General features: G+C 29.5%; 31 protein-coding genes. 9 read left to right on the forward strand and 22 right to left on the reverse strand.

Annotated elements, in window-relative coordinates:
• Nucleotides 1-2: 2 nt before the first annotated feature.
• The 20 genes from ACKU3H_RS15120 to dnaG form a co-directional block, all read right to left on the reverse strand.
• Nucleotides 3-728 carry an energy transducer TonB gene (locus tag ACKU3H_RS15120; RefSeq protein WP_320034697.1) on the reverse strand — a complete coding sequence of 242 codons (726 nt, stop codon included), beginning with the start codon at nt 726-728 and terminating at the stop codon, nt 3-5.
• A gap of 2 nt (nt 729-730) precedes the next feature.
• Entirely contained in the window at nt 731-1,120 is a 390-nt protein-coding gene (locus ACKU3H_RS15125) for a biopolymer transporter ExbD (RefSeq protein WP_320034698.1), read from the reverse strand.
• A 2-nt stretch (nt 1,121-1,122) separates the two neighbouring features.
• Nucleotides 1,123-1,683, reverse strand: coding sequence for a MotA/TolQ/ExbB proton channel family protein (locus ACKU3H_RS15130; RefSeq protein WP_320034699.1), 561 nt, complete (start codon nt 1,681-1,683; stop codon nt 1,123-1,125).
• Nucleotides 1,684-1,695: 12 nt separating this feature from the next.
• A complete protein-coding gene (gene atpC / locus ACKU3H_RS15135) occupies nt 1,696-2,073 on the reverse strand; it encodes an ATP synthase F1 subunit epsilon (RefSeq protein ID WP_320034700.1) in 378 nt (125 codons plus the stop codon).
• A gap of 14 nt (nt 2,074-2,087) precedes the next feature.
• Nucleotides 2,088-3,482, reverse strand: coding sequence for a F0F1 ATP synthase subunit beta (atpD, locus tag ACKU3H_RS15140; RefSeq protein ID WP_320034701.1), 1,395 nt, complete (start codon nt 3,480-3,482; stop codon nt 2,088-2,090).
• A gap of 18 nt (nt 3,483-3,500) precedes the next feature.
• Complete coding sequence (gene atpG, locus ACKU3H_RS15145) at nt 3,501-4,388, reverse strand: ATP synthase F1 subunit gamma (protein WP_320034702.1); 888 nt, start codon at nt 4,386-4,388, stop codon at nt 3,501-3,503.
• Nucleotides 4,389-4,397: 9 nt separating this feature from the next.
• Nucleotides 4,398-5,915 (reverse strand): F0F1 ATP synthase subunit alpha, encoded by a 1,518-nt coding sequence (gene atpA / locus ACKU3H_RS15150; protein ID WP_320034703.1) that lies wholly within the window; start codon nt 5,913-5,915, stop codon nt 4,398-4,400.
• 21 nt (nt 5,916-5,936) lie between these two features.
• Entirely contained in the window at nt 5,937-6,467 is a 531-nt protein-coding gene (locus tag ACKU3H_RS15155; RefSeq protein ID WP_320034704.1) for a F0F1 ATP synthase subunit delta, read from the reverse strand.
• Nucleotides 6,467-6,982, reverse strand: coding sequence for a F0F1 ATP synthase subunit B (locus tag ACKU3H_RS15160; protein ID WP_320034705.1), 516 nt, complete (start codon nt 6,980-6,982; stop codon nt 6,467-6,469). The genes ACKU3H_RS15155 and ACKU3H_RS15160 overlap by 1 nt, the downstream gene beginning before the upstream one ends.
• A gap of 14 nt (nt 6,983-6,996) precedes the next feature.
• Nucleotides 6,997-7,419, reverse strand: coding sequence for a F0F1 ATP synthase subunit B' (locus tag ACKU3H_RS15165; protein ID WP_320034706.1), 423 nt, complete (start codon nt 7,417-7,419; stop codon nt 6,997-6,999).
• 104 nt (nt 7,420-7,523) lie between these two features.
• Nucleotides 7,524-8,396 carry a ParB/RepB/Spo0J family partition protein gene (locus ACKU3H_RS15170; protein ID WP_320034707.1) on the reverse strand — a complete coding sequence of 291 codons (873 nt, stop codon included), beginning with the start codon at nt 8,394-8,396 and terminating at the stop codon, nt 7,524-7,526.
• A 25-nt stretch (nt 8,397-8,421) separates the two neighbouring features.
• Complete coding sequence (locus ACKU3H_RS15175; protein ID WP_320034708.1) at nt 8,422-9,198, reverse strand: AAA family ATPase; 777 nt, start codon at nt 9,196-9,198, stop codon at nt 8,422-8,424.
• Complete coding sequence (locus ACKU3H_RS15180; protein ID WP_320034709.1) at nt 9,195-9,830, reverse strand: biotin--[acetyl-CoA-carboxylase] ligase; 636 nt, start codon at nt 9,828-9,830, stop codon at nt 9,195-9,197. Before ACKU3H_RS15180 ends, ACKU3H_RS15175 begins: the two co-directional genes overlap by 4 nt.
• Nucleotides 9,831-9,908: 78 nt before the next feature.
• Entirely contained in the window at nt 9,909-10,829 is a 921-nt protein-coding gene (fmt, locus tag ACKU3H_RS15185) for a methionyl-tRNA formyltransferase (RefSeq protein ID WP_320034710.1), read from the reverse strand.
• A 19-nt stretch (nt 10,830-10,848) separates the two neighbouring features.
• Nucleotides 10,849-11,649, reverse strand: a complete 801-nt coding sequence (gene proB / locus ACKU3H_RS15190; RefSeq protein WP_320034711.1) for a glutamate 5-kinase — start codon at nt 11,647-11,649, stop codon at nt 10,849-10,851.
• A 1-nt stretch (nt 11,650) separates the two neighbouring features.
• On the reverse strand, nt 11,651-12,742 hold the full coding sequence (gene obgE / locus ACKU3H_RS15195) for a GTPase ObgE (RefSeq protein ID WP_320034712.1): 1,092 nt from the start codon (nt 12,740-12,742) through the stop codon (nt 11,651-11,653).
• A 199-nt stretch (nt 12,743-12,941) separates the two neighbouring features.
• Nucleotides 12,942-13,196: a 50S ribosomal protein L27 gene (gene rpmA / locus ACKU3H_RS15200; protein WP_320034713.1), complete on the reverse strand. Its 255-nt coding sequence runs from the start codon at nt 13,194-13,196 to the stop codon at nt 12,942-12,944.
• A gap of 17 nt (nt 13,197-13,213) precedes the next feature.
• Nucleotides 13,214-13,531 (reverse strand): 50S ribosomal protein L21, encoded by a 318-nt coding sequence (gene rplU, locus ACKU3H_RS15205; protein ID WP_320034714.1) that lies wholly within the window; start codon nt 13,529-13,531, stop codon nt 13,214-13,216.
• Between the two features lie 109 nt (nt 13,532-13,640).
• Complete coding sequence (locus tag ACKU3H_RS15210; RefSeq protein WP_320034715.1) at nt 13,641-14,024, reverse strand: Rid family detoxifying hydrolase; 384 nt, start codon at nt 14,022-14,024, stop codon at nt 13,641-13,643.
• A 46-nt stretch (nt 14,025-14,070) separates the two neighbouring features.
• Nucleotides 14,071-15,708: a DNA primase gene (gene dnaG, locus ACKU3H_RS15215; RefSeq protein ID WP_320034716.1), complete on the reverse strand. Its 1,638-nt coding sequence runs from the start codon at nt 15,706-15,708 to the stop codon at nt 14,071-14,073.
• A 116-nt stretch (nt 15,709-15,824) separates the two neighbouring features.
• Here dnaG and ACKU3H_RS15220 point away from each other — a divergent pair, with 116 nt between their 5' ends.
• The 7 genes from ACKU3H_RS15220 (at nt 15,825) to ACKU3H_RS15250 (ending at nt 20,848) form a co-directional block, all read left to right on the forward strand.
• Nucleotides 15,825-16,874 (forward strand): tetratricopeptide repeat protein, encoded by a 1,050-nt coding sequence (locus ACKU3H_RS15220; RefSeq protein WP_320034717.1) that lies wholly within the window; start codon nt 15,825-15,827, stop codon nt 16,872-16,874.
• Entirely contained in the window at nt 16,849-17,289 is a 441-nt protein-coding gene (gene rnhA, locus ACKU3H_RS15225) for a ribonuclease HI (RefSeq protein WP_320034718.1), read from the forward strand. The genes ACKU3H_RS15220 and rnhA overlap by 26 nt, the downstream gene beginning before the upstream one ends.
• A 3-nt stretch (nt 17,290-17,292) precedes the next feature.
• The gene (gene rnc, locus ACKU3H_RS15230; protein WP_320034719.1) at nt 17,293-17,970 is read left to right on the forward strand and encodes a ribonuclease III; all 678 of its coding nucleotides are present in this window, start codon (nt 17,293-17,295) and stop codon (nt 17,968-17,970) included.
• Nucleotides 17,970-19,043, forward strand: a complete 1,074-nt coding sequence (gene aroC, locus ACKU3H_RS15235) for a chorismate synthase (protein WP_320034720.1) — start codon at nt 17,970-17,972, stop codon at nt 19,041-19,043. The genes rnc and aroC overlap by 1 nt, the downstream gene beginning before the upstream one ends.
• A gap of 135 nt (nt 19,044-19,178) precedes the next feature.
• Nucleotides 19,179-19,508 (forward strand): YnfA family protein, encoded by a 330-nt coding sequence (locus tag ACKU3H_RS15240; RefSeq protein WP_320034721.1) that lies wholly within the window; start codon nt 19,179-19,181, stop codon nt 19,506-19,508.
• 79 nt (nt 19,509-19,587) lie between these two features.
• The gene (locus ACKU3H_RS15245; RefSeq protein WP_320034722.1) at nt 19,588-19,887 is read left to right on the forward strand and encodes a metal/formaldehyde-sensitive transcriptional repressor; all 300 of its coding nucleotides are present in this window, start codon (nt 19,588-19,590) and stop codon (nt 19,885-19,887) included.
• Nucleotide 19,888: 1 nt separating this feature from the next.
• Nucleotides 19,889-20,848: a cation diffusion facilitator family transporter gene (locus ACKU3H_RS15250; protein WP_320034723.1), complete on the forward strand. Its 960-nt coding sequence runs from the start codon at nt 19,889-19,891 to the stop codon at nt 20,846-20,848.
• Between the two features lie 42 nt (nt 20,849-20,890).
• Here the strand turns inward: ACKU3H_RS15250 and ACKU3H_RS15255 are convergent, their stop codons facing one another.
• Complete coding sequence (locus ACKU3H_RS15255) at nt 20,891-21,229, reverse strand: hypothetical protein (protein WP_320034724.1); 339 nt, start codon at nt 21,227-21,229, stop codon at nt 20,891-20,893.
• Between the two features lie 354 nt (nt 21,230-21,583).
• On the opposite strand from ACKU3H_RS15255, the gene ACKU3H_RS15260 reads away from it, so the two are divergent.
• On the forward strand, nt 21,584-22,174 hold the full coding sequence (locus tag ACKU3H_RS15260) for a DUF134 domain-containing protein (RefSeq protein ID WP_320034725.1): 591 nt from the start codon (nt 21,584-21,586) through the stop codon (nt 22,172-22,174).
• 20 nt (nt 22,175-22,194) lie between these two features.
• Here the strand turns inward: ACKU3H_RS15260 and htpX are convergent, their stop codons facing one another.
• Nucleotides 22,195-23,043: a zinc metalloprotease HtpX gene (gene htpX / locus ACKU3H_RS15265; RefSeq protein ID WP_320034726.1), complete on the reverse strand. Its 849-nt coding sequence runs from the start codon at nt 23,041-23,043 to the stop codon at nt 22,195-22,197.
• Between the two features lie 167 nt (nt 23,044-23,210).
• Here htpX and ACKU3H_RS15270 point away from each other — a divergent pair, with 167 nt between their 5' ends.
• Entirely contained in the window at nt 23,211-23,711 is a 501-nt protein-coding gene (locus tag ACKU3H_RS15270; RefSeq protein WP_320034727.1) for a histidine phosphatase family protein, read from the forward strand.
• Nucleotides 23,712-23,777: the final 66 nt, after the last annotated feature.

Here is a 23,777-nt window from a genome sequence, read left to right on the forward strand (position 1 = left end):
ATCTATCCTTCTGATTTAAAGTTCACAATAATATCAACTTTTGAATTAATTTTAGGTCTAGGAAATTGCTCACTTATTTGAGATTCCAAAAACTCTTTTAATGATTCATCAAAACGTTGATCATTTGAATATTTCATTATTCTATAATCAAATTGACCGCTACTTGAAATCATTACAAGAACTTTTACTACAAGACCTGATTCTAATAGTTTTGGATTCCATCTTTGCCATAATATCTCTTTTATTTTTGAGAAATATTCATCCTCTTCACCATTTGAAGTTGAACTATTTGATGGAAGATTAGTTGTTGTTTTAACATCTTTTAATAATTTTGAAACTGTACTATTATCTGTTTTCTTTTGTTTTTGAAATTTTGATTTAAATCTACTAGGATCTAAAGATTCTTTTACAGCATTTACCTCTTTTTCTTCAACCTTTTTTGCCGTTGTTTTTACATTTGCAAATAAAGATTTAAAATCTGCTTTTTGTTTTGCAGAACGCGAAGTTGATTTTTTAACTACCTCTTGAGCTTTTTTTTGGGTTTTAGGAGCTGCACTTCTTTTTTCTGATTTTGTAGAAATCAAATCTAACTCTAAAACTGTTGTTTTACTAGAATCATATTTTTTAGGTTTTGGAGCATTAATATAAATTAAAAAAGATAAGCAGATTAATAAGTAAATACTAGCTGATACAATGCCTGCTAGATAAAAGTAACCTTTTTCTTGCATAATCACCCATCAGTTATTAATGCAACTTTATAAAAACCAGCCTCTTTTACTGATTTCAAAACATGCATAATATCATCATATATTAAACTTTTTTCTGCACGAATATGTATTGGAGTTTTTCTATCTTGCCCTTTAGCAAAAAGTAAAAAGTTATCAGAAAAATTTTCTAAATCATATCTTTTTTTATTTATTAATATTTTTCTATTTTTTGTAATTACTATATCAATCTTTTTAACTGCTTGAATCTGTTTTGAAGCACTTCCTTTTGGAAGATTAATTGGTTCTTCAAACTCAATTACTGGTGCAGTAACCATTAAGATTGCTAAAAGTACTAGCATAATATCAACCAATGGTGTAATATTTAAATCAGGTTTTTGATTGTAATCGTACACTCTTAACCTTTAGCAATTAAAATTTGTGATTGTGCCTTCAAGTAAGTATTTAACTCATAAACTTTTCTAACTAATATTTGGTGAAAAGTATAAGCAAAAATAGCTACAAAAATACCAGCTGCTGTTGCAACTAATGCTTCACTTATTGCAGGAGCAATAACAGAAAATCCAACTTTTGATTCATTTGAAAACTTTGCAAAAGATTCCAATATACCTACAACTGTACCAAAAAGACCAACAAATGGCGATGTTGATGCAATAATAGATAACCAAGTAATACCACTACTTGCATCTTTTATAATATTAATCTCACATGCGTGTAATATTTCTTTAGTATGAACAGAATTTGAACATTTATTTAAAGAAGACATTGGACTAATTGTAGAACTTCTAGATGTTAAATCATCTAAAGATTTTCTTTCGTTAAATATTAAAGATTTTAAAGATAAAAATCTATAAATAAAAAGCCAGAAACATATAATGAAGTAAAATGATAGTGTCAATAACACTAAAAGTGTTATTGCACTGCCATTATTTAAATAATTTAAAGCTGTATCAATCATCTACACTAATTTCTATGCGAATGAGTTGATTTTAGCTTCTACTGCTGCTAATGATACATTTGCATCTTTAACAGAGTTTACTAAGTCTTTTGCAGCTTCAATATTTTTAGCGATTTCAGAGTCAGCACCTGAAGTAAGTGCAACTGCTCCATCAACTAAAACATCTACAGAGCTTTCAGAAACTTTTACGTGTCCCCAGTTAATTGCTACTGCATCAGTTGAACCTGCTTTTTCTATAATAATTACGCCAACTGTTAATGAAGATACTAAAGACGCGTGTCCAGGAAGGACACCAAACTCACCCTCTTTTCCAGGAAGAGTTACGCTCTTTACATCATCACTAAAAATTAGACCATTTGGTGCAACTATCGATAATTTTAATGTATCCATAAAGCCGCCTTTAATTATTTCATTCCTTCAGCTTTTGCTAAAACCTCGTCGATTCCACCAACCATATAGAATGCCATTTCTGGAATATCGTCATATTTACCATCTAAGATCCCTTTGAATCCTTCAATAGTGTCTTTTAACTCAACATATTTACCAGGAGAACCTGTAAATACTTCTGCAACGAAGAATGGTTGAGATAAGAATCTTTCAATTTTTCTAGCTCTAGCAACAACTAGTTTATCCTCTTCAGATAACTCATCCATACCAAGAATTGCAATAATATCTTGTAAATCTTTGTATTTTTGAAGTACTGATTGAACACCTCTAGCTACACCGTAGTGCTCTTCACCTAAAATATCTGCACTTAAGATTCTTGAAGTAGAATCTAGTGGATCAACTGCTGGGTAGATACCTTTTTCAGCAATTTTTCTGTTAAGTACTGTTGTAGCATCTAAGTGTGCGAATACTGAAGCAGGAGCCGGGTCAGTTAAGTCATCCGCTGGTACATAAACAGCTTGTACAGAAGTAATTGAACCTTTATTAGTTGAAGTAATTCTTTCTTGTAATTTACCCATTTCTGAAGCAAGTGTTGGTTGATAACCAACCGCTGAAGGAATTCTTCCTAATAATGCTGACATCTCAGAACCTGATTGCGCAAATCTAAAGATGTTATCAACGAACATAAGTACGTCAAGACCTTTTTCATCTCTAAAGTACTCAGCCATAGTAAGACCAGTTAAGGCAATTCTATTTCTTGCACCTGGAGGCTCACTCATTTGACCATAACATAATGCAACTTTGTCAAGTACGTTAGAGTCTTTCATTTCGTGGTAAAGGTCATTACCTTCTCTTGTTCTTTCACCAACACCAGCAAATACTGAGTAACCAGAGTGTTTGAATGCAACATTATGGATAAGCTCCATAATAATAACCGTTTTACCAACACCAGCACCACCGAATAGTCCAACTTTACCACCTTTAGAATAAGGAGCAAGTAAGTCAACTACTTTGATACCTGTTTCAAACATTTCTGTTTTAGTAGATTGCTCTTCAAATGTAGGAGCAGCTCTGTGAATTGACCATCTAGTTGTATCTTCAGGGATAGCTTCACCCTCATCAACTGGATCACCAATTACATTAAAAATTCTTCCAAGTACAGCTTCACCAACTGGAACTTGAATTGGTCCACCTTGAGCAACACACTCTTGTCCTCTTTGTAAACCTTCTGTCATATCCATAGCAATAGTTCTAACTCTGCTATCTCCAATGTGTGCAGCAACCTCAAGTACTAATCTATCTTTATTAGCATCTGCTAAAGTAACTTCGATTGCTTCATTTATTTCTGGTAAGTATCCGTCGAACTCTACGTCAACTACTGGACCCATTACCTGAATAATATTACCTTTCATACGGGCAGCTCCTTTATATTATTTTAATGATTCAACACCACTGATAATCTCTATCAGCTCTGTTGTAATTGCAGCTTGTCTAGCTTTATTATATTCTACAGTTAAAGAATTTACTCTATCTTTAGCATTATTAGTTGCAGCTTCCATAGCTTGCATTCTAGCTGAGTGTTCAGCTGCTAAAGAATCAATTAATGAGTAATACATATTGAAATCAATATATTTACCTGTTAATTCTTCTAACACTTCTTCATCATCATCTGGTTCAATTTCTAACATAGATGTTTCATTTTCAGAAACTTCAACATTATCTAAACTAATTGGTAATAGCTCTGTTACTCTAATCTCTTGAGTAAGCATGTTTAAGAATCCATTGTAAACTAATATAACTTTATCAGTTTCACCATTTTGGAAATCTTTAACAACTTCACCAATAAACTCAGCAGCTCTGTCATAATCAGGAGCAGAAGATAAGTCTGAAACTTTTTGAGTTAATTCTTCACCTTGGAAAGTAAAATAATCAACACCTTTTCTTCCAGCCACTCTAAATCTTACAGTTGCACCTTTTGATCTATACTCAGCTGCTAGTTTACTAACTGTTTTAATTGTTGCCATGTTAAAACCACCACAAAGACCTTTGTCAGCAGTTACAAAAACTAAATCTACAGTTTTTGGATTCTCAACAGGGATAAAAGCTTTATTGCTATTACCACCATCTTGAACATTGCTAACTCTGTTTGCGATCTCAGAAAGTACTTGGTTTATCTTCTTAGCATAACTTCTAGATTGTTCAGACAATTGTCTAGTTCTAGTAAGTTTTGCAGAAGATACAAGCTTCATAGCTTTAGTAGTCTTCTGAGTGTTCTTAACACTTCCAATTTTTAATTTAATCTCTTTTAAGTTAGCCATAGACTATCCTTATTTAGCATTAAAAACAGTTTTAAACTCTTCTAATGCAGCTTTTAATGCTGTTTCTGTTTCATCATCTAATTTTTTCTTAGATTTAATGTCATCTAAGATATTAGTGTATTTTTGTTCAATGAATGTGTGTAACTCTTCTTCGTATTTAACAACATCACCAACAGCAACATCATTTAAATAACCTTTAGTACCAGCATAAATAATAACAATTTGCTTTTCAATAACTAATGGTTTATTAACACCTTGTTTTAGTACTTCAACCATTCTTTGTCCAAGTTCTAACTCTTTTCTTGTTGATTCATCAAGATCAGATGCGAACTGTGCAAATGCTTCAAGCTCTCTAAATTGTGCAAGTGATAATTTTAAAGTACCAGCAACTTGCTTAGTAGCTTTAATTTGTGCAGCACCACCAACCCTTGATACTGATAAACCAACATTAATTGCAGGTCTAATACCTGAGTTAAATAGGTTAGTTTCAAGGAAAATTTGTCCATCTGTAATAGAAATAACGTTTGTTGGAATATACGCAGCAACGTCTCCTGCTTGTGTCTCAATAATTGGTAATGCAGTCATAGACCCAGCACCTAATTCGTCAGACATTTTAGCAGCTCTTTCTAATAATCTTGAGTGTAGATAGAATACATCCCCTGGGAACGCCTCTCTACCTGGAGGTCTTCTTAATAATAAAGACATTTCTCTATATGCAACCGCATGTTTTGATAAATCATCATATACGATTAATGCGTGTTTACCATTATCTCTAAAGTATTCACCAATAGTAACACCTGTATAAGGAGCTAAGAATTGTAATGCAGAAGATTCAGAAGCACCAGCATTAACAACAATTGTATAATCCATAGCACCAGACTCTTCTAGTGTTCTAACTACTGAAGCAACAGAAGATGCTTTTTGTCCGATTGCAACATAGATACAAACAACATCTTCACCTTTTTGGTTAAGAATTGTATCAATAGCAACTGTAGTTTTACCAGTTTGTCTATCTCCAATAATAAGCTCTCTTTGCCCACGTCCTATTGGAACTAGCGCATCAATTGCTTTAATACCAGTTTGTAATGGTTCATGTACAGATTTTCTAGCCATGATTCCAGGAGCTTTTTCCTCAACGAATCTTGATTCTGAAGACTCAATAGCACCTTTACCATCAATTGGATCACCAAGAGCATTTACAACTCTTCCTACCATTGCTTCACCAACTGGAGTCTCTAGAAGTTTTCCTAATCTTTTACAAGAAGAACCCTCTCTAAGACCATCACCAGATCCAAGTACAACAACACCAACTGAAGACTCTTCCAAGTTTGAAGCAAGACCTCTCTCACCATTTTCAAACTCTACAATTTCCCCAGCCATAACATTTTTAAGACCATAAACTTGAGCAATACCATCTGCAAAAGAGATGATTTTACCTGTTTCATTTACATCTACATTTAATTCAAAGTTATCAATTCTCTCTTTTATGATAGAACTAATTTCATCTGCTTGAATTTTTGCACCCATTCAATTTCTCCTTTATAAATTCTAAACTGCTTTTAAAATATGATCAATCATTTGTGATTTAAGTCTCTCTTTAGAGAACGAAATCTCAACACCAAGAGAATCAATATCTACTTTGATACCATCATAATCACAAACATTTTGTGATAGTGTCAACTTAACATCAAATTTTTGACTAAATTGTTTCTCAATTGAAGAAACATAATCATTACTTAATTCTTTGTTAGTATAAACTACACCTGTATATGTATTATTCATTTTTGCGATTTTTGATTCTAATTCAGTTACAATCTCTGGAATTAGATCTAATCTTTTATTTGTTCCTAACAGTTTAATAAAGTTTTTCAACTCATCAGAACTGCTTTCTAAAAATGAAATAACCAATTCTACTTTTTCAGTACTTTTTACTTCAGAAGAAGCAAGTATTGAATTAAACTTCTCATCACCAAAAGCTGCTGAGATAGTTTTTAAATCATTATAAATAGCAGTTGCAGATTCTACATCTCTACCATCCAATAATGCTTTTACATATCTTTTTGCTATTAAATCATTCATTACGCTACCTTCTTAAGAACAATGTTTGCTAACTCATCTTGAGTTAAAGAAACATTATCTGAACTTAATAGCTCATCAAGCACTTCAGAAACAATTTGTCTCTTTGTTTTTGATGTTTCAACTTTGATTCTTTCATCAAAAGTTTTCTCTAAGTTTGCGATTTCAGCATCTACAGCATCAGAAACTCTTTTCTTAACTGAATCTACATCAGCTTTTGCACCATCAACAATCTCTGTTGCTAAAGCTTTAGCTTCTTCAAGTTTTTTGTTAGCTTCTTCAACTTTATCTTGAGATGCTTTTAAAGAATCTTGTACTTTGTCAAGCTCAGCTTGAATAGACGCAGTTCTTCCAGCAAAATATGCTTTAATTTTATCAGCAAGTAAATACCATAAAATTCCAGCAAAGATAATAAAGTTAACGGTTCTTTGAACAATATCTGTTTCCGCACCTTCACTACTAGCAAATAACGCCATAGGAGCTAAAGCTGCTAATCCAATCAATAATAATTTTTTCAACTTCACCCTCCCCCTTAAATTGAGCTAATCTTAGCTTTTAAGCTCTCATTAAATTGAGGCATTGCAGCTACTAACGACTCTTTTAAAGCTTTTGCTTCTTCTTCTAACTCTTTAGAAAAATTAACTGATTTAGCCTCAAGCTCTTCTTTAGCACTTGCAAGTTTTGCATCAGCTACTTCTTTCGCTTCAGTATATGCTTGTTCTCTAACAGCAGCCGCTTCTTTTTTAGCTTCAGCAAGAATATGACTTGCTTCTTCTAAAATTCCATCTACATTTGCAGAGTTCGATTGAGCATCTTTTAAATCTTTTTTAATAGATTCTGCTCTATCGTCCATATGCTTTAATAGTGGTACGAATAAACAACTGTTTAGTCTAGCAACAACTAGAAGAAAGATGATTGCTGAACCAAGCAACAATACAGGACTTATGTCTAACATTCATTCCTCCATATTTTTTACAGTTTAGTTTGACTAAAACTGACTATATATTATCGAAAAGAATTATAAATTTTTATTAAAATGTATGATTTCGTAAAAGAAATTTAAAAAGTGTTACCAAAGTAGTTGGAAATTTTCTCAATGTCCTCTTGAGACCTAATTTCTATTTTAAAATAGTTCTTTTCAGCTTTAACTTTTAAATCTGATTTTTGTAGGTTTTCAATAGCTTTTTCTAAAGGTTTAAAGTCATAAACTCTTTTTGTTTTTTTAGAAACTTTTTTATCATCATTGTCTTTATTTGACTTTAATTCTCTTACTAGATTTTCTGTTTCTCTAACTGAAAGTTTTTGTCCATAAATTGAATCTGCAACTTTCTTTTGTAAATCTTCATCAAGGCCAAGCATAATTTTACCATGCCCTGCAGAGATTTTATTATTAGCAAGCATTTGTTGAACATATGATGATAATTGTAACAATCTTAAAGTATTTGTAATTGATGTTCTACTTTTGAATACTCTTTTTGCTAACTCTTCATGAGTAATAGAGTGTTCATTAATTAATTGTGCATAAGAGTAAGCTAATTCTATAATATTTAAATCATCTCTTTGGATATTTTCAATAAGTGCAAGTTCTCTTAACTTGAACTCTTCAATATCAATTATAGTTGCTTTAATTGTATCTAGATTTGCTAATTTATGGGCTCTTAGTCTTCTTTCTCCTGCAACAAGAATATATCCACCTTTACCATCTTCTCTTACAGTAACAGCTTGTAATAATCCATGTTGAACAATAGAATCACTTAACTCTCTTAATTTATCTTCATCAAATATTTTTCTTGGTTGGTTAGGGTTTGGTTTAATTAAATCAACACTTAATTCCATAATGGAATTATTATGATTTGTATTATTACTATTTGAATTGCTATATGCTGTTTCAACTTCACCTAATAATTCACCTAATCCTCTACCTAACGCCATTTGACAAATCCTAATTTAAATTTATTTAACCTGCAATTGCACGTGCAAGGTTTGTATATGCTTTTGTACCAATTGCTGCTGCATCATATAGCATAATTGGCTTTCCAAAACTTGGAGATTCTGCAAGCTTAATATTTCTTGGAATAACTACATATGAAGATTGATCTATCTTAAATAGTTTATTCTCAAAATGTTGAGCTAGGTCTGCAAAAACTTGTTTTGATAAGTTGTTTTGAGAACTATACATTGTAGGTAAAAATCCTCTTATTTGTAATTGTCTATTAATAGTTTGCTTCACTAATTTAATAGTATTTAATAATTGTGCTAAACCTTCTAACGCAAAAAATTCACACTGTATTGGAATTAATACAGAATTTGAAGCACTTAAAGTATTAATAGTAATTGGTCCTAATGCTGGTGGTGAATCAATTATAATATAATCATAATCTTTTCTGATTGGATCAATTTTTCTTTTTAATACAAGTTCTCTATCTTTTAAATTTTTATAGAACTCTTTTTCTATACCAACTAAACCTATATTTGAAGGCGCAACTTTTAAGTTTTCAATCTCAGAGTCTAAAATTATTTCATTTAACTCTTTTGTACCTAGCATAACATGATAAATGTTATATTCATAAGTATCTCTGTGAAATCCTAAAGATGTTGTTGCATTAGCTTGTGGATCAGCATCAATTAATAATACCTTTTTACCCTCTAAAGCTAAGGCTGCACTCAAATTAACCGCAGTAGTAGTCTTACCTACACCACCTTTTTGATTTGCAATTGCAATTACTTCTGTCATCTTAAACTAAAAACCCTTGTGTTATTTATTTCTATAGAACCATCACTAAACAAAATGGCATTTTCTAAAGAAATTTTTTTATTATTTATTGTAGCTTTGAATTTTCTGCTTTTTTGAAATTCTATCTTAAATTGACTAAAAATATCCTTCCAAGAGATTCTTTTTTTTAAAGAATCGAAATAAAATTCTAAACACTCTTTTTTATCAATTTCTATGTCAAGTTTTCCGAATTCATCAGATACATCTAATAGATTTAAGCCTATTCCACAATATACTAAATCTTTAGTAAGTGTTGTTATCGTTCCACCAATTTTTTTATCATTAATATAAAAATCATTTGGCCATTTTAGCCATATATTCGAACCTTTGGAAGATAATATATTTTTTAAAAGAAAAGAAAAATATATTGAGGCACTTTGAATTTCTAAATCTTTTGGCAAATCATCTTTTTTTAGAACAAAAGAAAAAAATAGATTTCCTTTTTTTCCTGTCCAAGAGTTACCTCTACTTCCTATGCCGTTTGTTTGCATCTCAGTACTTATACAAACTGGATAAGTATATCCATCTTTTTTTATAAGCTCTTTTAAATATGTATGTGTTGAGTCGATTTCATCTAAAAAAATAATTTTCATAAAACATTATAACTTATATTTTTTCAATATGGTATAAAATATAATAATTTAAAAAAAAGATTTATATAAGCTTTTTATTTAGCTTAAAACTTCCCCTATATTTAACCTTTTCCCTCTAATAAAATCTAAAGCACTTATAGCTTTTTTTGAAGGTGCTTGAATAGTTGAAATAAGAAGTTTACCCTTTTTGCATCCAACAATTACACCCTTTTCATCAAAAGAAATAATTTCGCCTTCTTTATTTATAGTACTAGTATCAAGTAATTGAATATCTTTTATTTTAAGTCCTGATTCTAAAAATATACCTGGCCAATAAGAATATGCTTTATATTTTAAAAATAGTTTTTTTGCATTTTTAAAATCAACTAAACCATACTCTTTTTTTATTTTTCTACAAAAACTAACTTCTGAATTATTCTGTTTTTTTGGACTTATTAATTCAAAATTATCTAGTGTTGTAATAGTTAATTTTGCGGCTATTATTGATAACTTATCAAAAGCCTCTTTTACTTCCATAGTATTTGTGATTTTTAAATATTGTAAGGCTAAAATATCTCCACTATCTAATCCCTCTTCCATAAGCATTGAAGTTACACCTGTAAACTCATCATCATTTAGTAATGATTCTTGAATTGGGCTAGCACCTCTATATTTTGGTAATAACGAAGCATGAAGGTTTATACATGGAGCGATATCTAAAACCTCTTTAGGCAAAATTTGCCCATAAGCTGCAACTATTATAAAATCTGGCTTTAAGTCTATGATTTGATTTTTTGCCTCTTCATTAGCTCTTAATTTTTCTGGTTGAAAAATTGGTAATTCTATAGAATTATCTATACAATATTGTTTAATATGTGGAGGTGTTATAACTTGTTTTCTTCCTACAGGTTTATCAGGTTGTGTAAAAAGTCCTATTACTTCATATTGACTGTTAAGTAACTCCTTAAAAATCTCAGTTGCATAATCTGGTGTTCCCATAAATAGAACTTTTTTACTCATTATAATCCTTTTTTATATTTTAAAGATAATAGTTATCTACTACATTAGCTCTAAATAGTGTTCCACTATTATGATTATCTTCAACTAGAAAATCCCAAGCATTTGTTAAGTCAAACCCTGAACTTAAATACATAGGAATCCCTTTTTTCATAACATAATCTGCAGCTTTTAATTTTGTAACTATCCCACCTGTAGCAAATTCTGAATTTGGAGTATGTTTCATCTCTAATTCACAATCTTCAATTTTATCCACTATATTTCTCATCTTAGCATCTTTATTCTCATGTGGATTAGAATCATATAAACCATCTACATCAGATAAAATAACTAATAAATCTGCACCAAAGAAATATGCTGCCCTTGCTGCTAATTGGTCATTATCTCCAATCAATAATTCTTGATTTGCAATTACATCATTTTCATTTAAAATTGGAATAATATCATTTTCAAGAAGAATCTCCATAACACCTCTTGCATTTTTAGAACGTTTTCTTGAATCAAAATCCTCTTCCACTAAAAGCATTTGAGCACATTTTAAATCATGTTCTCTAAATCTTTTTTTATAAAATTTCATTAATAAAGGTTGCCCAATAGCAGCCAATGCTTGTCTATTTAAGATAACTTTTCTATCAAGATTTAGTTTTGTATTACCAGCTGCAACTGCACCTGAACTTACAAGTATAACCTCATTATTTTTCTCTTTTTTTAATTTTGCAATTAAATCAACTAAATTATTAAGTCTAGTAACAGCTAATACATCATCTTCTCTTAAAACTGCACTACCTACTTTAATTACTATTCTTTTACTTTTTTCTTCCATATTATTTGTTTTGTCCTATTAAATCATATAAAGCAAACTTAATAGAGTTTGTATTTAAATGAGTTACAGAAGAGAGTGGCAAAATAAAAAATGGTTTGCTTTCATCAAATTTATTAAATGTTAAATCTTGTACATAATAAGGTAGAGTTTTATTAAAACCATAATCATTTGATTGGGCTACTTCTAAACCTAACTCACTTATGAAAGCTTTTATATCACCTTCTAAATCTTCACCATAATAAGCATCTATTTTTGTTAATGCAATGGCAAAATTTCTTCCACTTAACTCTTCTGAAAATTTCTTAACCTCTTCTTTTAATACTTTATATTGGTCAATTATTGTTCTATAGTTTGCTACATCAATCATAAACAATAAAGTTTTTGTTCTTTCAATATGTTTTAAAAACTCTATTCCTAAACCTCTTCCATCACTTGCACCATCAATTATTCCTGGAATATCAGCCATTACAAAAGAACTATATTCCCCTACTTCAACAACACCTAATTTTGGAGTTAAAGTTGTAAATTCATAATTTGCAATCTCTGGACTTGCATTTGAAGTTGTAGAGATCAAAGTTGATTTACCAACATTTGGATATCCAACTAAACCTACATCTGCTATAAGCTTTAATTCAAGCCTTAATTCTAAACTCTGTCCGGGAAGCCCCGGTTGGAAATATGTGGGTCTTTGGTTTCTTGAGTTTTTAAAGTGAGTATTACCTAATCCACCTTTTCCACCTTCTAGAAGTAACTCTTTTTGTCCCTCTTCTAACATATCAAGAATAACTTCGCCTGTTTTATTATCGATAACTTGTGTTCCTGGAGGTACAACTAAAACTAAAGACTCTGCAGACTTTCCTGTTTTATTTCTCCCTTCACCTGGTCTTCCATTATCTGCTTTTAATACAGTTCGACCTTTAAACCATGATAGCGTATCAGTGTTATTGTCTACTAATAAATAAACATCTCCACCTTTTCCACCATCTCCACCATCAGGTCCACCTTTTACAACAAACTTTTCTCTTCTAAAAGAAGCACAACCTTGTCCACCTTTTCCCGATGATACAGTAAATTTTACACTATCTACAAACACGAATTACTCCATTCTATATTAAACATTTATACTTTTAAAGTATATTATAACTCTTTTTTAAACACTATTTTTACTAATATTCTAAATTATCATAATAATCTAAATAATACTACTTAAAACAAAATTATATTTTAGTAAACAAAAAAAGGGTGTAGGCAAAAAGCACTACACCCTTTAAAGACAACTACCTTTTAGCTTATTAAGAAGCGTAAACAGATACTTTTTTTCTATCTTTGTCTTTTACTTCAAATTTAACTACACCGTCAATTAAAGCGTAAATTGTATGATCTTTTCCGATACCTACATTTTCACCACAGTGTACTTTTGTTCCTCTTTGTCTAACAATGATGTTTCCAGCTCTTACAACTTCACCACCATATTTCTTAACACCTAGTCTTTTACCAGCTGAATCTCTATTATTCTGAGTAGATCCTTGACCTTTCTTGTGAGCCATACTTTATCTCCTTAAACTTATGCAGCGATTTTAGTAATTCTAACTTTAGTGAAGCTTCTTCTGAAACCTCTTTTTAATTTAGAATCTTTTCTTCTTCTTTTTTTGTAAATGATAACTTTTCTATCTCTATTTACACCAGTTCCATCTAATACTACCTCAGCTTCAACTTTAGCAGTAGAAACAGCATCACCAGTTTTTAGCTCACCATCATTGATAGCTAAAACGTCAGTAATTTCTAATGTTTCTTTAGCAGCTTTTCCAGTATAGTCAATGTCAAGGATATCACCCTCAGAAACTTTATACTGTTTACCACCACACTTAATAATTGCGTACATATTCCAATCCTCTAATTTATCAATCTTTTAATAACTATTACATTTAACGGGACGGAATAATAGCCAACATTAGTTTAAACTTTCTTTAAGCGAAACTATATTTTTATTTTTATCTAAAATCTATTGGTAAAGCTACTGCATCCATTACAACCAATGAATTCATCGGTAATTCCTTTGCTGCAACAGTTGTCCTAGCTGGTTTATGATCTCCAAATGCTTCAGCAAAAAGAACATTTACAACACCGAAATCATCCATATTTTCTAAATGTACGTTAACTTTTATAACTTTATCCATTGCACTTTGAGAATCTTCTAGTAAAATTTTTAAATTTTCTAAAACTTGTCTTGTTTGTTTTTTAATATCTCTTTCTACAAGTTTACCATCTGCTGTTAATGGTATTTGTGCTGACGTATAAATAAAACCATTTGCTCTAATTGCTTGAGAGTATGGTCCAATAGCTTCTGGTAAATTTTTACTTTCTAATAATTCCATTTTTTCCCTTTTGTTCATTACATAGAAAAAAATTTTACAAAAATTATTATAAATTATAACTTACTAATTTACCTTGTTTTAATTGATATATGTTATCTTTAATTTTTCTAAGAAGATTTGCCTTTTCTCTGAAAGCTAATGTTTGATTATATTGTACGGTTCTTAATTCATTTGTATAAAACTTTAAAAGTAAGACTAACAATTCATCTTTTAATCTTGCATCATCATATATTTCTAGTTTTTCATTTAGTAATATACCCATAAGTCTATTATCTTTATTATCTGATAATAAAATTTCAAACTCATTTCTATGAAATTCAAACATTGATGCATCTATAATATCTAAAACAGAATCTAACCTATCTGGTTTTTCTAAAATTGATTTTATAATACAAAGTTCGCCTATATCAATTTTAGTTAAGTTAGCCTCTTGTTTTCTTACATTATCAGATGAAACTTTTATAAGTGTTTCTCGTATATTTAATCTTTGGGCAATATATCTTTTATATTCATCTTGATATATCTCTCCCAATGATTTTAAATAATCATTTGCTTCAAATAGTGCTTTTTGTTTTTGGCTAGGGTTATTAATATCATATTTTGCAATTATATAATCAATTGCAAAAGGTATAAAAGGTGCTGGATTTGCAAAGATTTTATTTAACTCTTCAACTTTTCCATCTTTTACCATATCAGCAGGATCTTTACCTTCACCAAAAATTACCACACCACCTTCAAACTCACTTTGACTTAACATAACTGAAGCTTTAAATGCGGCATTTAATCCTGCTTTATCCCCATCATATGCAACAATAACTTGTGGTTCTCCCCGTCTTAGTAAAGGTAAATGATCTTTAGTAAGTGCTGTTCCAAGTGTGGCAACTGCTGTACTAAACCCAGCTTGGTGTAACATGATTACATCTAAATAACCTTCTGTTACAATGATTCTATTTCTTTTGTATATATCTTCTTTTGCTATGTTATAACCATATAAAAGTTTTGATTTATTAAAAACTTTTGTTTGGGGAGAGTTTACATATTTGGCATTGTGCCCAGTTATTGTTCTTCCACCAAATCCAACAATTTTCCCATTAATTGAATATATAGGAAAAGTGATTCTTTCTATAAATCTAGAGTATAAACCATTATGTCCAGTATCTATTAAACCTAACTCTTTTGCATCTGCCAAATTAAAATAGTTGTTTTTTAAAAAATTAATCGTATCATTAGATGAAGGGGCATAACCAATTTCAAATTTTTCGATAGAAAATTCTGAAATTCCTCTACTAAGCATATATTCTTTTGCAACTTTATTATTTACAAAAAGTTTTTGATAAAATTTATTAACCTCTTCAATAACTTTAAAATCTTGTTTCTTTTGATTGTTGTTGTTATCATATTGTAAGTTCACATTATACATAGAAGCTAACTTTTCTATAGCTTCTGGATAAGAGAGTTTCTCATACTCCATTACAAATTTTATAGAGTCTCCACCAACTCCACATCCAAAACAATGATAGATTTGCTTTTGAGGGCTAACCACAAAAGATGGTGTATCTTCACCATGGAAAGGGCAACATGCCTTAAAATTTGCACCACTCTTTTTTAGTTCGAGAAATTGAGAAACAACATCAACGACATCAAGGTGGTTTTTAAGATTTTCAATAGAGTCTTTTGTTATCATTTGGGGATTATACCAAATATATACAGAAACTATCACTTAAATTATAAGATTTTTATTTTCTATCTATTTAATTTATGTTATATTATCTTCTTAAAATAAAATAGATAAGGTTTTAGTTGGATAGTTTAGTCTTAGAGTACAGAGATCCTTTATTTGGTATTATTGTTTTTTTTACTCTTATTTTTATTATTTCATTTCTTACATATTCATTCTCTTTATATAAAGAGAAGAAGGCACGAAAAGATTATAGAAAACTATTAAGAAGATTTGAAATAGGAAAATTAAAAGAGGAAGACTATGTTCATTTATATAAAACATACAACCTGCCTTTTGATTCAATTATTCTATTAGCTTCAACATTTGTACACAAAGGAAATTATACTAAAGCAATTTCTGTTTATCTAACACTTTTAGAGCATGTAACAGATAGAGTAAAAAAAGAGGAACTTCTTGAACTTTTAGGAAGTACTTATTTTAAAAGTGGATTTATGCAAAGAGCTAAAGAGATATTTTTAAGAATATTAAAATTCTCTCCAAGAAACATAAATGCTTTAAATTATCTTTTAATTATAAATGAAAAACTAAAAGATTATCAAAGTGCACAAGAGACCATTGAGTGTTTAGAAGAAGTTGGTGTAGATATTAAAAAAGATAAAATCTATATTGATACATTAACTATTATAAACAATCCAATTGAATCTTTTGAGAAAAAAAGTGAAAAACTTTACGAAATCTTTAAAGAAAATCCAGATATTCAAAGACTTATTGTACAGTTTTATTTACAATACAATAAAAAGTTTTTCTGGGAACATTTAAATGAATTTGATTTTAAAAAACTTATTGATTTGATGTGGTACCTAAATTTTGATGACCTTGATTTTGATAAGATTGCACAAAATAAAATTTTAAATGAACTATACAATGCAAAAGGTTATTTAAAAACTATCAAACATAGTGATGATTTTGTATTTGATATTTTAATCGCATTAAATAATCATGAACATAAGATTCCTGCTACTATAGATTTTGAATTTATGTGTAGTTCTTGTAAACAAATACATCCAATATTTGATTCAAGATGTCCACACTGCCACTCTATTTTAACATTAAATGTAAAACATAATTTAGTAAAGAGTTTAAATGAAACAAATCAATCTCTACAGTGATGGTTCATCTTTAGGAAATCCTGGTCCTGGTGGCTGGGGAACAATATTAGAATACAATGGTAAAGAAAAAGAGCTTTGTGGTGGTCAATTAGATACTACTAATAATCAAATGGAATTAAAAGGTGTAATTGAAGGACTGAAAGCTTTAAAAGAACCTTGCAGTGTTCAAATTATTTCTGATTCAAGTTATGTTGTAAAAGGGATAAATGAATGGCTAGCAGGTTGGGTTAGAAATAATTGGAGAAATGCTTCAAAAAAACCTGTAAAAAATGTTGAGCTTTGGCAAGAGTATTTAGAGGTTTCAAAACCACATAAAATCTATGCAAAGTGGGTTAAAGGTCATGCAGGGCATGAACATAATGAAAGATGTGATATACTTGCGCGTACATTCGCAGAAAAATTAAAAGAGGAATAAAAAATGACGGACTATTCAAAGTTAGAAAAGTGTTTGGCTTATCAGTTTAAAAACAAAGATCTGATAATCGAAGCACTTACACATAAAAGTTATAAGAAACCTTATAACAATGAGAGATTGGAATTTTTAGGTGATGCTGTTCTTAACTTAATTGTTGGAGAGTATCTTTTTAAAAAATTTCCAAGTTCAAATGAGGGTGATTTATCTAAAATCAGAGCTAGTTTAGTAAATGAAACTGGATTTACTAAACTTGCAAATGAGATAAAATTAGGTGAATATATCTTTATTTCAAATGCAGAAGAGAGAAACAAAGGTAGAAGCAAAGCTTCTATTCTATCAGATGCATTTGAAGCTATTATGGGTGCTATATATTTAGAATCAGGATTAGAAGTTTTAAAACCAATTATTTTAAAACTATTAGAAGACTCATACGATAAAATCAATTTAGATGTATTATTTAGTGATTATAAAACTGCTTTACAAGAGATAACACAAGCTGAGTTTGGAACAATTCCTGAGTATAAAATTGAGGGTTCATATGGACCTGACCATAAAAAAGAGTTTGAAGTATCAATTTGGATTGATGGGAAAACTTATGGTAAAGCTATAGGAAAAAGTAAAAAACTTGCTCAACAAGCAGTTGCAAAAATCGCTATTGATAAATTAAAAGGACAAAATTAATGAATAGCTTTGGAGAAAAATTTAGATTTACTACTTTTGGGGAAAGCCATGGAAAAGCATTAGGTTGCATTGTTGATGGTGTCCCAGCTGGAATAAAAATAGATGAATCATTTATCCAAGAAGAGATGGACAGAAGAAAACCTGGTAAAAATGCCTATGCAACAGCTAGAAGCGAAGGTGACAGAGTTGAAATATTAAGTGGAGTTTTTGAAGGACAAACAACAGGAACACCAATATCTATGGTGATATTTAATGAAAATCAAAAAAGTAAAGATTATACAAATGTAAAAGATCTATTTAGACCAGGGCATGCTGATTTTACTTATTTTCATAAATATGGAATTAGAGATTATAGAGGTGGAGGAAGAAGTAGTGCAAGAGAAACAGCAGCAAGAGTAGCAGCTGGAGCTATTGCTAAACTTTTATTAAAAGAGTTAGATATAAAAGTTCAAAGTGGAATTTGTGAAATAGATGGAATAAAAGGAAGCAAAACTGATTTTGATTTTGCAAAAAACTCTGAAATCTTTTCACTTGATAAAGATAAAGAAGATTTCCAAAAAGAAGCTATTTTAAATGCTAAAAAAGAGCATAACTCTGTTGGTGGAGTTGCCCTTGTAAATGTACAAAACTGCCCTATTGGACTTGGAGAACCACTATATTTTAAACTTGATTCACAAATTGCAAATGCAATGATGGGAATTAATGCGGTAAAAGGTGTAGAGATTGGTGATGGGTTTGAAAGTTCAAATAAAAAAGGTCTTGAAAACAATGATGAGATAAGAGCTAATGGTTTTAAATCAAATCATAGTGGAGGAATCCTTGGTGGTATTAGTAATGGTGAAGATATAAATGTAAAAGTATATTTTAAACCAACACCATCAATATTTTTAAAACAAGAAACAATTGATATAAATAATAATGAAGTTAATTGTGAACTAAAAGGTAGACACGACCCTTGTGTTGCTATTAGAGGTAGTATAGTTGCTGAATCTATGATGGCATTAGTTCTTGCAGATATGTTACTTCTTAATATGAGTAGCAAAGTTGAAAATATAAAAAAAGTTTACAAGTAAAATAATATTTTACTCAAATTAAAGAGTTTTTTTGTAATAATCAATTTTCCTTTACTTTGGTCAAGTTGAAAGGAAACCAGCGAAGCTTCTGCTTCGCTTTTTTATTTATATTATAAACCTAACAAGGTAAATATTTTGTATCTAGATTTCTTAATTTTTTTTCTAGCTTCTGTTTTTGAAATAATAGGCTGTTTTAGCTTTTGGGCTGTTTTTAAACTTCAAAAATCTTTTTTTTATTTAATTCCAGGATTTATCTCTTTACTACTATTCGCTTATCTACTTACAAAAGTTAATTTAGAATTTGCAGGAAGAGCATATGCAATATATGGTGGAATATATATCATATCTTCTCTACTTTGGCTTCTAATTATTGAAAAACAGAATTTTAATAAATGGGATATTATAGGCTCATTAATAATATTTATTGGTATAACAATTATTCTCTTAGGAAATCAAAAAAACTAAGAACTTTACTTTTTATTTTTATTTATCTTTAAACAAATTCAATATACCATAGGGGAGTATACTATATAAAGGAATAAAAATGGCATATTGTTGTGATGTAGAAAGAAAAAAGCTTCAAAATAGAATTAATAGAATTGCAGGACAAGTAAACTCTTTAAAGAGTAAGTTTAATGATGAATCTTTTCAACTAGATAGTGACCCATATGAAACAATAAGACAGTTAACTGCAATAAAAGGTGCAGTTAATGGGATGATTACCTCATATATTGAACACTATGCCAAGGGTCATATGATTGAAAAGCTTAGAAATGGAAATAGTATTGAAGCTGAGGCACAAGTAGATAATTTACTTGAAATAATAAAAGTATATGGAAAATAATATGGAAACTTGCAAATTTGGATTAAATGAACATAAACCTTATCTAGGTGACAGCCATGAACATCACCATCATCATGATGGAGAACATCATCAACATTCCCACGAACATGGACACTCACATGATCATAGAACAGCAGATAAAAAAGTTTTAAAATGGGCATTATCAATTACATTAATTACTATGTTTGCAGAATTTTTTTATGGTTTTTTATCAAATTCATTGGCTTTGATTTCAGATGCTATTCATATGTTTACCCACTCTTTTGCGTTAATTATTTCATTAGTAGCGATTGTAATTGCTAGCAAAAAAGCTCCCTTAGAAAAAACATTTGGATATTATAGAATAGAAGTAATAGCAGCATTTATAAATGGGATTACTATTATTTTATCTATATTTTGGATTTTGTATGAGGCAATAGAGCGTTTTTTTAATCCTCAAACTATTGATATAAAAATGGCAATGATTGTTGCAACAATTGGACTTATAGTAAATATAATTACAGGTGTAATTTTAATGCAAGGGGATAAAGAGAATATAAATCTAAAATCTGCCTTTGTACATATGCTAAGTGATGCTTTATCTTCAGTTGCTATTATTATAGGTTATGTAGTTATTCATTTTACTTCATGGTATTTTATAGATGTTATTTTAGCAATATTAGTTGCTCTCGTAATTGGAAAATGGGCAAAAGATATTTTAAAAAATTCAATCCATACTTTAATGGAAGGCTCACCTGTTGATTTAAAAGAAGTAAAAGAGTTTATAGAAAAACATGAAAAAGTAATAGAATTACACGATATTCATATTTGGGAAATAACTCAAGATATGTATAATATGACAGCCCATGTTAAAATTGATAAAAGTTCTTTTGAAAACTATGAAAATATTTTACATGAAATAAATCATGATTTAAAAGAGAAATTTAAAATAGTTCATACTACTTTTCAATTTGAATGGTAAATATAAAGAGAGAAGTTCTCTCTTTATAAGAAAAATATTATATTATGCTACTTTTACCAATTTGTCTTGTACGAAATCACTAAAAATACTTAATATTATGTCATCTTTTTTTGTATTATAAACAGATACACCACACTTAGATAACTCTTCAAGTGGTAACCTTTCTTCATCATGTGATACTAATACATCAAAGTGTTTTGATTTGCAATATTTACAAAAACCTTCTAAATCATCATAAAAAGGATTTTTTATAATATCAATACCATCGATATTTTGGCCTTTACAGTGTAATACTGTAAGATAATTTGCATGATAAAAACTATTTTCAACTTTTGAAATATAGCTTAATTTTTCTTGTGTAGGAAATACAACTTTAGTCATATTCTCTCCTTGTAGGAATTAAAAAAGGAGTTTAAAACATCAGCTTATAGTCAGGATGAGTGAAAAAAAGTAATGACTAGGGAAAAGACAATTATTTGTTATCCTAACGCAACTGATGTTTAAAAATATATTCCATTAAAGCTTATATTTATATACTATTTGTACAATAACGGGAACCAAAAAGGTTACCATGAGAGAAGATCACAAATTTTATATTGTACTAATGTATATTTAAAGTCAAACTAAATACTGCTTTGTGAACATATGACAGAATTGTATCACTTTTTTGAACATATGTCAAGTATTATTCAATTAATCTATGGTAAAATTGAAATTATTAAATAAGGTATTTATATGGCAAGAGAAAAACTACAAAGAAAGTTAGAATTAAAGCCTGTATCAAAATATTTTGGCCCTAAAGATATAAAGGCAAAACAAGATGTAATACTATTACACGAAGAGTTAGAAGCAATCCATTTAATGGACTCTTTTTGTATGTATCAAGAGGATGCTGCAAAAAAAATGAATGTTTCTAGAGCTACATTTGCAAGAATCATAAAAAGTGCTAGAAAGAAGATATCTTTAGCGCTAATTACGGGAAGTAATATAAAAGTTCATGAGATTAAAAATGAATTTCATGTTGCTGTATGCTCAAATAGTAATACAGAACTTGAATATGCTGGGCCTGAAGCAAAATATGTATGGATATTTTTTATTAAAGATTATAAGCTAAAATCTGCAAATTGTATAGCAAACCCTGCATACAATAATGAAGATGATGCTCCATGTAATGTCTTACCTGACATTTTATATGATTTTACAGTAAACTACTTTTTAATAGAAGATATTGATTATGATTTAAAAATCTCTTTAATTGCAAAAGGGATATATCCTATTTTACAAGAAGAAGTAACCCAAGAGGGTCTTGTAGGAATCTTTCAATAGAAGCTTAAAAAGCTTCTATTTTATAAGTCATATTTTAGCTCTTCTAATCTAGCTATTCTATCCTCAGTTGTAGGATGTGTTCTAAATAATGAACCAAAACTATCTTTCATTCCAGAAAAAGGATTAATTATAAACATATGTGCAGTTTGTTCTGTAGCATTATGTATAGGTTGTCCTCTTCTTGCATAATTTTCAAGTTTTGATAAGGCACTTTGCAAACCTTCAACATTTCCTGTCATTCTAGCAGCACCCTCGTCTGCCATAAACTCTCTGCTTCTACTTACAGTCATCTGAATAATTGATGCTGCTAAAGGTAATAATATAGCCATAAGAATCATCACAATTGGATTTCCACCTTGTCTATTATTCCCTCCAAACATTGCTGAAAACTGCATCATATTTGCAATCATAGCAATCGCACCTGCAAAAACTGCTGCTATTGTTCCTATTAACATATCATAATGTTTTATATGTGATAACTCATGGGCAATAACCCCTTCAAGTTCTTTTTCATTTAACATCTCATATAAACCCATTGTTACTGCAACTGCTGCATTTTCATAGTTTCTTCCTGTGGCAAATGCATTTGGTGTATGATCTGGGATCAAATAAACTTTAGGCATAGGTAAATTAGCTTTTTGTACTAATTTTTGAGTAATTCTATAAACAGGATGATGAACATCCTCAATAGGTGTTGCATTATAATGTTTTAGTACTTGTTTATCAGAATAGTAATATGCATAAAAATTCATTCCACCTGCTAATAAAAATGCTATTAGCATCCCATTTGTACCACCAAAATAAAAACCAATCGATACAAATAATACAGTCAAAAGAGTTAATAAAAATATTGTTTTAGCTTGTTCCATAAATCTCCTTTATTGACAATTTTTAGTATTTTATCATCTTTGCATTAATAGAAATTTAATAAAAATAATTATTGAATTATTGTATAAATATGTAAATTTTTTTTTACTTAAATCCTTTAGTTAAATAAAAATTGCTATAATGATTAAACTTAAAAAAATGAGGCAATATGAAAAGACTCTATTTAATAAGACATGGAAAATCTGACTGGTCAAATGAAAAACTAGATGATTTTGATAGACCTTTAAATGCAAGAGGAAAAAAGAATGCTCCATTTATGGGAGAAATTTTATATAAAAAAGATATTTTTCCAGATGTTATAATCTCTTCACCTGCATACAGAGCTAGAGATACTGCAAAAAAGATAGCAAAAAAAGTTGGTTATCATGAAAATATAATCTACAATGAATATCTTTATGGAGCATCATTAAAAACTATTTTAGATATAGTTACTTTTATTGAAGATGAATATGATGATGTTTTTTTAATTGGTCATAATCCTGGACTTAATCTTTTAGCTTTTTATCTAATTGACTTTAATGATAATCTTCCAACTTGTGGTATTTTAGAAATCACTTTTGATTGTGATTCATGGAGAGAGATCACAAAAAAGAACGCACAACTTGTATCTTATGAATACCCAAAAAAAATTTATTATAAAAAATCGTAAATATCTTTAATCTTTCAATCTTTTTTTAACTTAAATGTTTTAGAATTTAATATAAGTTTATTTTAT

The sequence above is a fragment of the Halarcobacter sp. genome (assembly GCF_963675975.1).
Lineage (GTDB): Bacteria > Campylobacterota > Campylobacteria > Campylobacterales > Arcobacteraceae > Halarcobacter.

What these genes read in the sequence shown, in the direction of transcription:
- aroC (WP_320034720.1), top strand. Translation starts at nt 17,970, where the DNA reads ATGAATAGCTTTGGAGAAAAATTTAGATTTACTACTTTTGGGGAAAGC.
- atpD (WP_320034701.1), bottom strand. Translation starts at nt 3,482, where the DNA reads ATGAAAGGTAATATTATTCAGGTAATGGGTCCAGTAGTTGACGTAGAG.
- ACKU3H_RS15180 (WP_320034709.1), bottom strand. Translation starts at nt 9,830, where the DNA reads ATGAAAATTATTTTTTTAGATGAAATCGACTCAACACATACATATTTA.
- atpG (WP_320034702.1), bottom strand. Translation starts at nt 4,388, where the DNA reads ATGGCTAACTTAAAAGAGATTAAATTAAAAATTGGAAGTGTTAAGAAC.
- rpmA (WP_320034713.1), bottom strand. Translation starts at nt 13,196, where the DNA reads ATGGCTCACAAGAAAGGTCAAGGATCTACTCAGAATAATAGAGATTCA.
- ACKU3H_RS15210 (WP_320034715.1), bottom strand. Translation starts at nt 14,024, where the DNA reads ATGGAATTATTAGAAAGTAAAAATTTACCAGAAGCTATTGGACCATAC.
- ACKU3H_RS15255 (WP_320034724.1), bottom strand. Translation starts at nt 21,229, where the DNA reads ATGACTAAAGTTGTATTTCCTACACAAGAAAAATTAAGCTATATTTCA.
- ACKU3H_RS15175 (WP_320034708.1), bottom strand. Translation starts at nt 9,198, where the DNA reads ATGACAGAAGTAATTGCAATTGCAAATCAAAAAGGTGGTGTAGGTAAG.
- rnhA (WP_320034718.1), top strand. Translation starts at nt 16,849, where the DNA reads ATGAAACAAATCAATCTCTACAGTGATGGTTCATCTTTAGGAAATCCT.
- ACKU3H_RS15120 (WP_320034697.1), bottom strand. Translation starts at nt 728, where the DNA reads ATGCAAGAAAAAGGTTACTTTTATCTAGCAGGCATTGTATCAGCTAGT.
- ACKU3H_RS15170 (WP_320034707.1), bottom strand. Translation starts at nt 8,396, where the DNA reads ATGGCGTTAGGTAGAGGATTAGGTGAATTATTAGGTGAAGTTGAAACA.
- ACKU3H_RS15245 (WP_320034722.1), top strand. Translation starts at nt 19,588, where the DNA reads ATGGCATATTGTTGTGATGTAGAAAGAAAAAAGCTTCAAAATAGAATT.
- atpA (WP_320034703.1), bottom strand. Translation starts at nt 5,915, where the DNA reads ATGGGTGCAAAAATTCAAGCAGATGAAATTAGTTCTATCATAAAAGAG.
- fmt (WP_320034710.1), bottom strand. Translation starts at nt 10,829, where the DNA reads ATGAGTAAAAAAGTTCTATTTATGGGAACACCAGATTATGCAACTGAG.
- rplU (WP_320034714.1), bottom strand. Translation starts at nt 13,531, where the DNA reads ATGTACGCAATTATTAAGTGTGGTGGTAAACAGTATAAAGTTTCTGAG.
- ACKU3H_RS15165 (WP_320034706.1), bottom strand. Translation starts at nt 7,419, where the DNA reads ATGTTAGACATAAGTCCTGTATTGTTGCTTGGTTCAGCAATCATCTTT.
- ACKU3H_RS15260 (WP_320034725.1), top strand. Translation starts at nt 21,584, where the DNA reads ATGGCAAGAGAAAAACTACAAAGAAAGTTAGAATTAAAGCCTGTATCA.
- rnc (WP_320034719.1), top strand. Translation starts at nt 17,293, where the DNA reads ATGACGGACTATTCAAAGTTAGAAAAGTGTTTGGCTTATCAGTTTAAA.
- ACKU3H_RS15130 (WP_320034699.1), bottom strand. Translation starts at nt 1,683, where the DNA reads ATGATTGATACAGCTTTAAATTATTTAAATAATGGCAGTGCAATAACA.
- htpX (WP_320034726.1), bottom strand. Translation starts at nt 23,043, where the DNA reads ATGGAACAAGCTAAAACAATATTTTTATTAACTCTTTTGACTGTATTA.
- atpC (WP_320034700.1), bottom strand. Translation starts at nt 2,073, where the DNA reads ATGGATACATTAAAATTATCGATAGTTGCACCAAATGGTCTAATTTTT.
- ACKU3H_RS15250 (WP_320034723.1), top strand. Translation starts at nt 19,889, where the DNA reads ATGGAAACTTGCAAATTTGGATTAAATGAACATAAACCTTATCTAGGT.
- dnaG (WP_320034716.1), bottom strand. Translation starts at nt 15,708, where the DNA reads ATGATAACAAAAGACTCTATTGAAAATCTTAAAAACCACCTTGATGTC.
- ACKU3H_RS15155 (WP_320034704.1), bottom strand. Translation starts at nt 6,467, where the DNA reads ATGAATGATTTAATAGCAAAAAGATATGTAAAAGCATTATTGGATGGT.
- proB (WP_320034711.1), bottom strand. Translation starts at nt 11,649, where the DNA reads ATGGAAGAAAAAAGTAAAAGAATAGTAATTAAAGTAGGTAGTGCAGTT.
- ACKU3H_RS15270 (WP_320034727.1), top strand. Translation starts at nt 23,211, where the DNA reads ATGAAAAGACTCTATTTAATAAGACATGGAAAATCTGACTGGTCAAAT.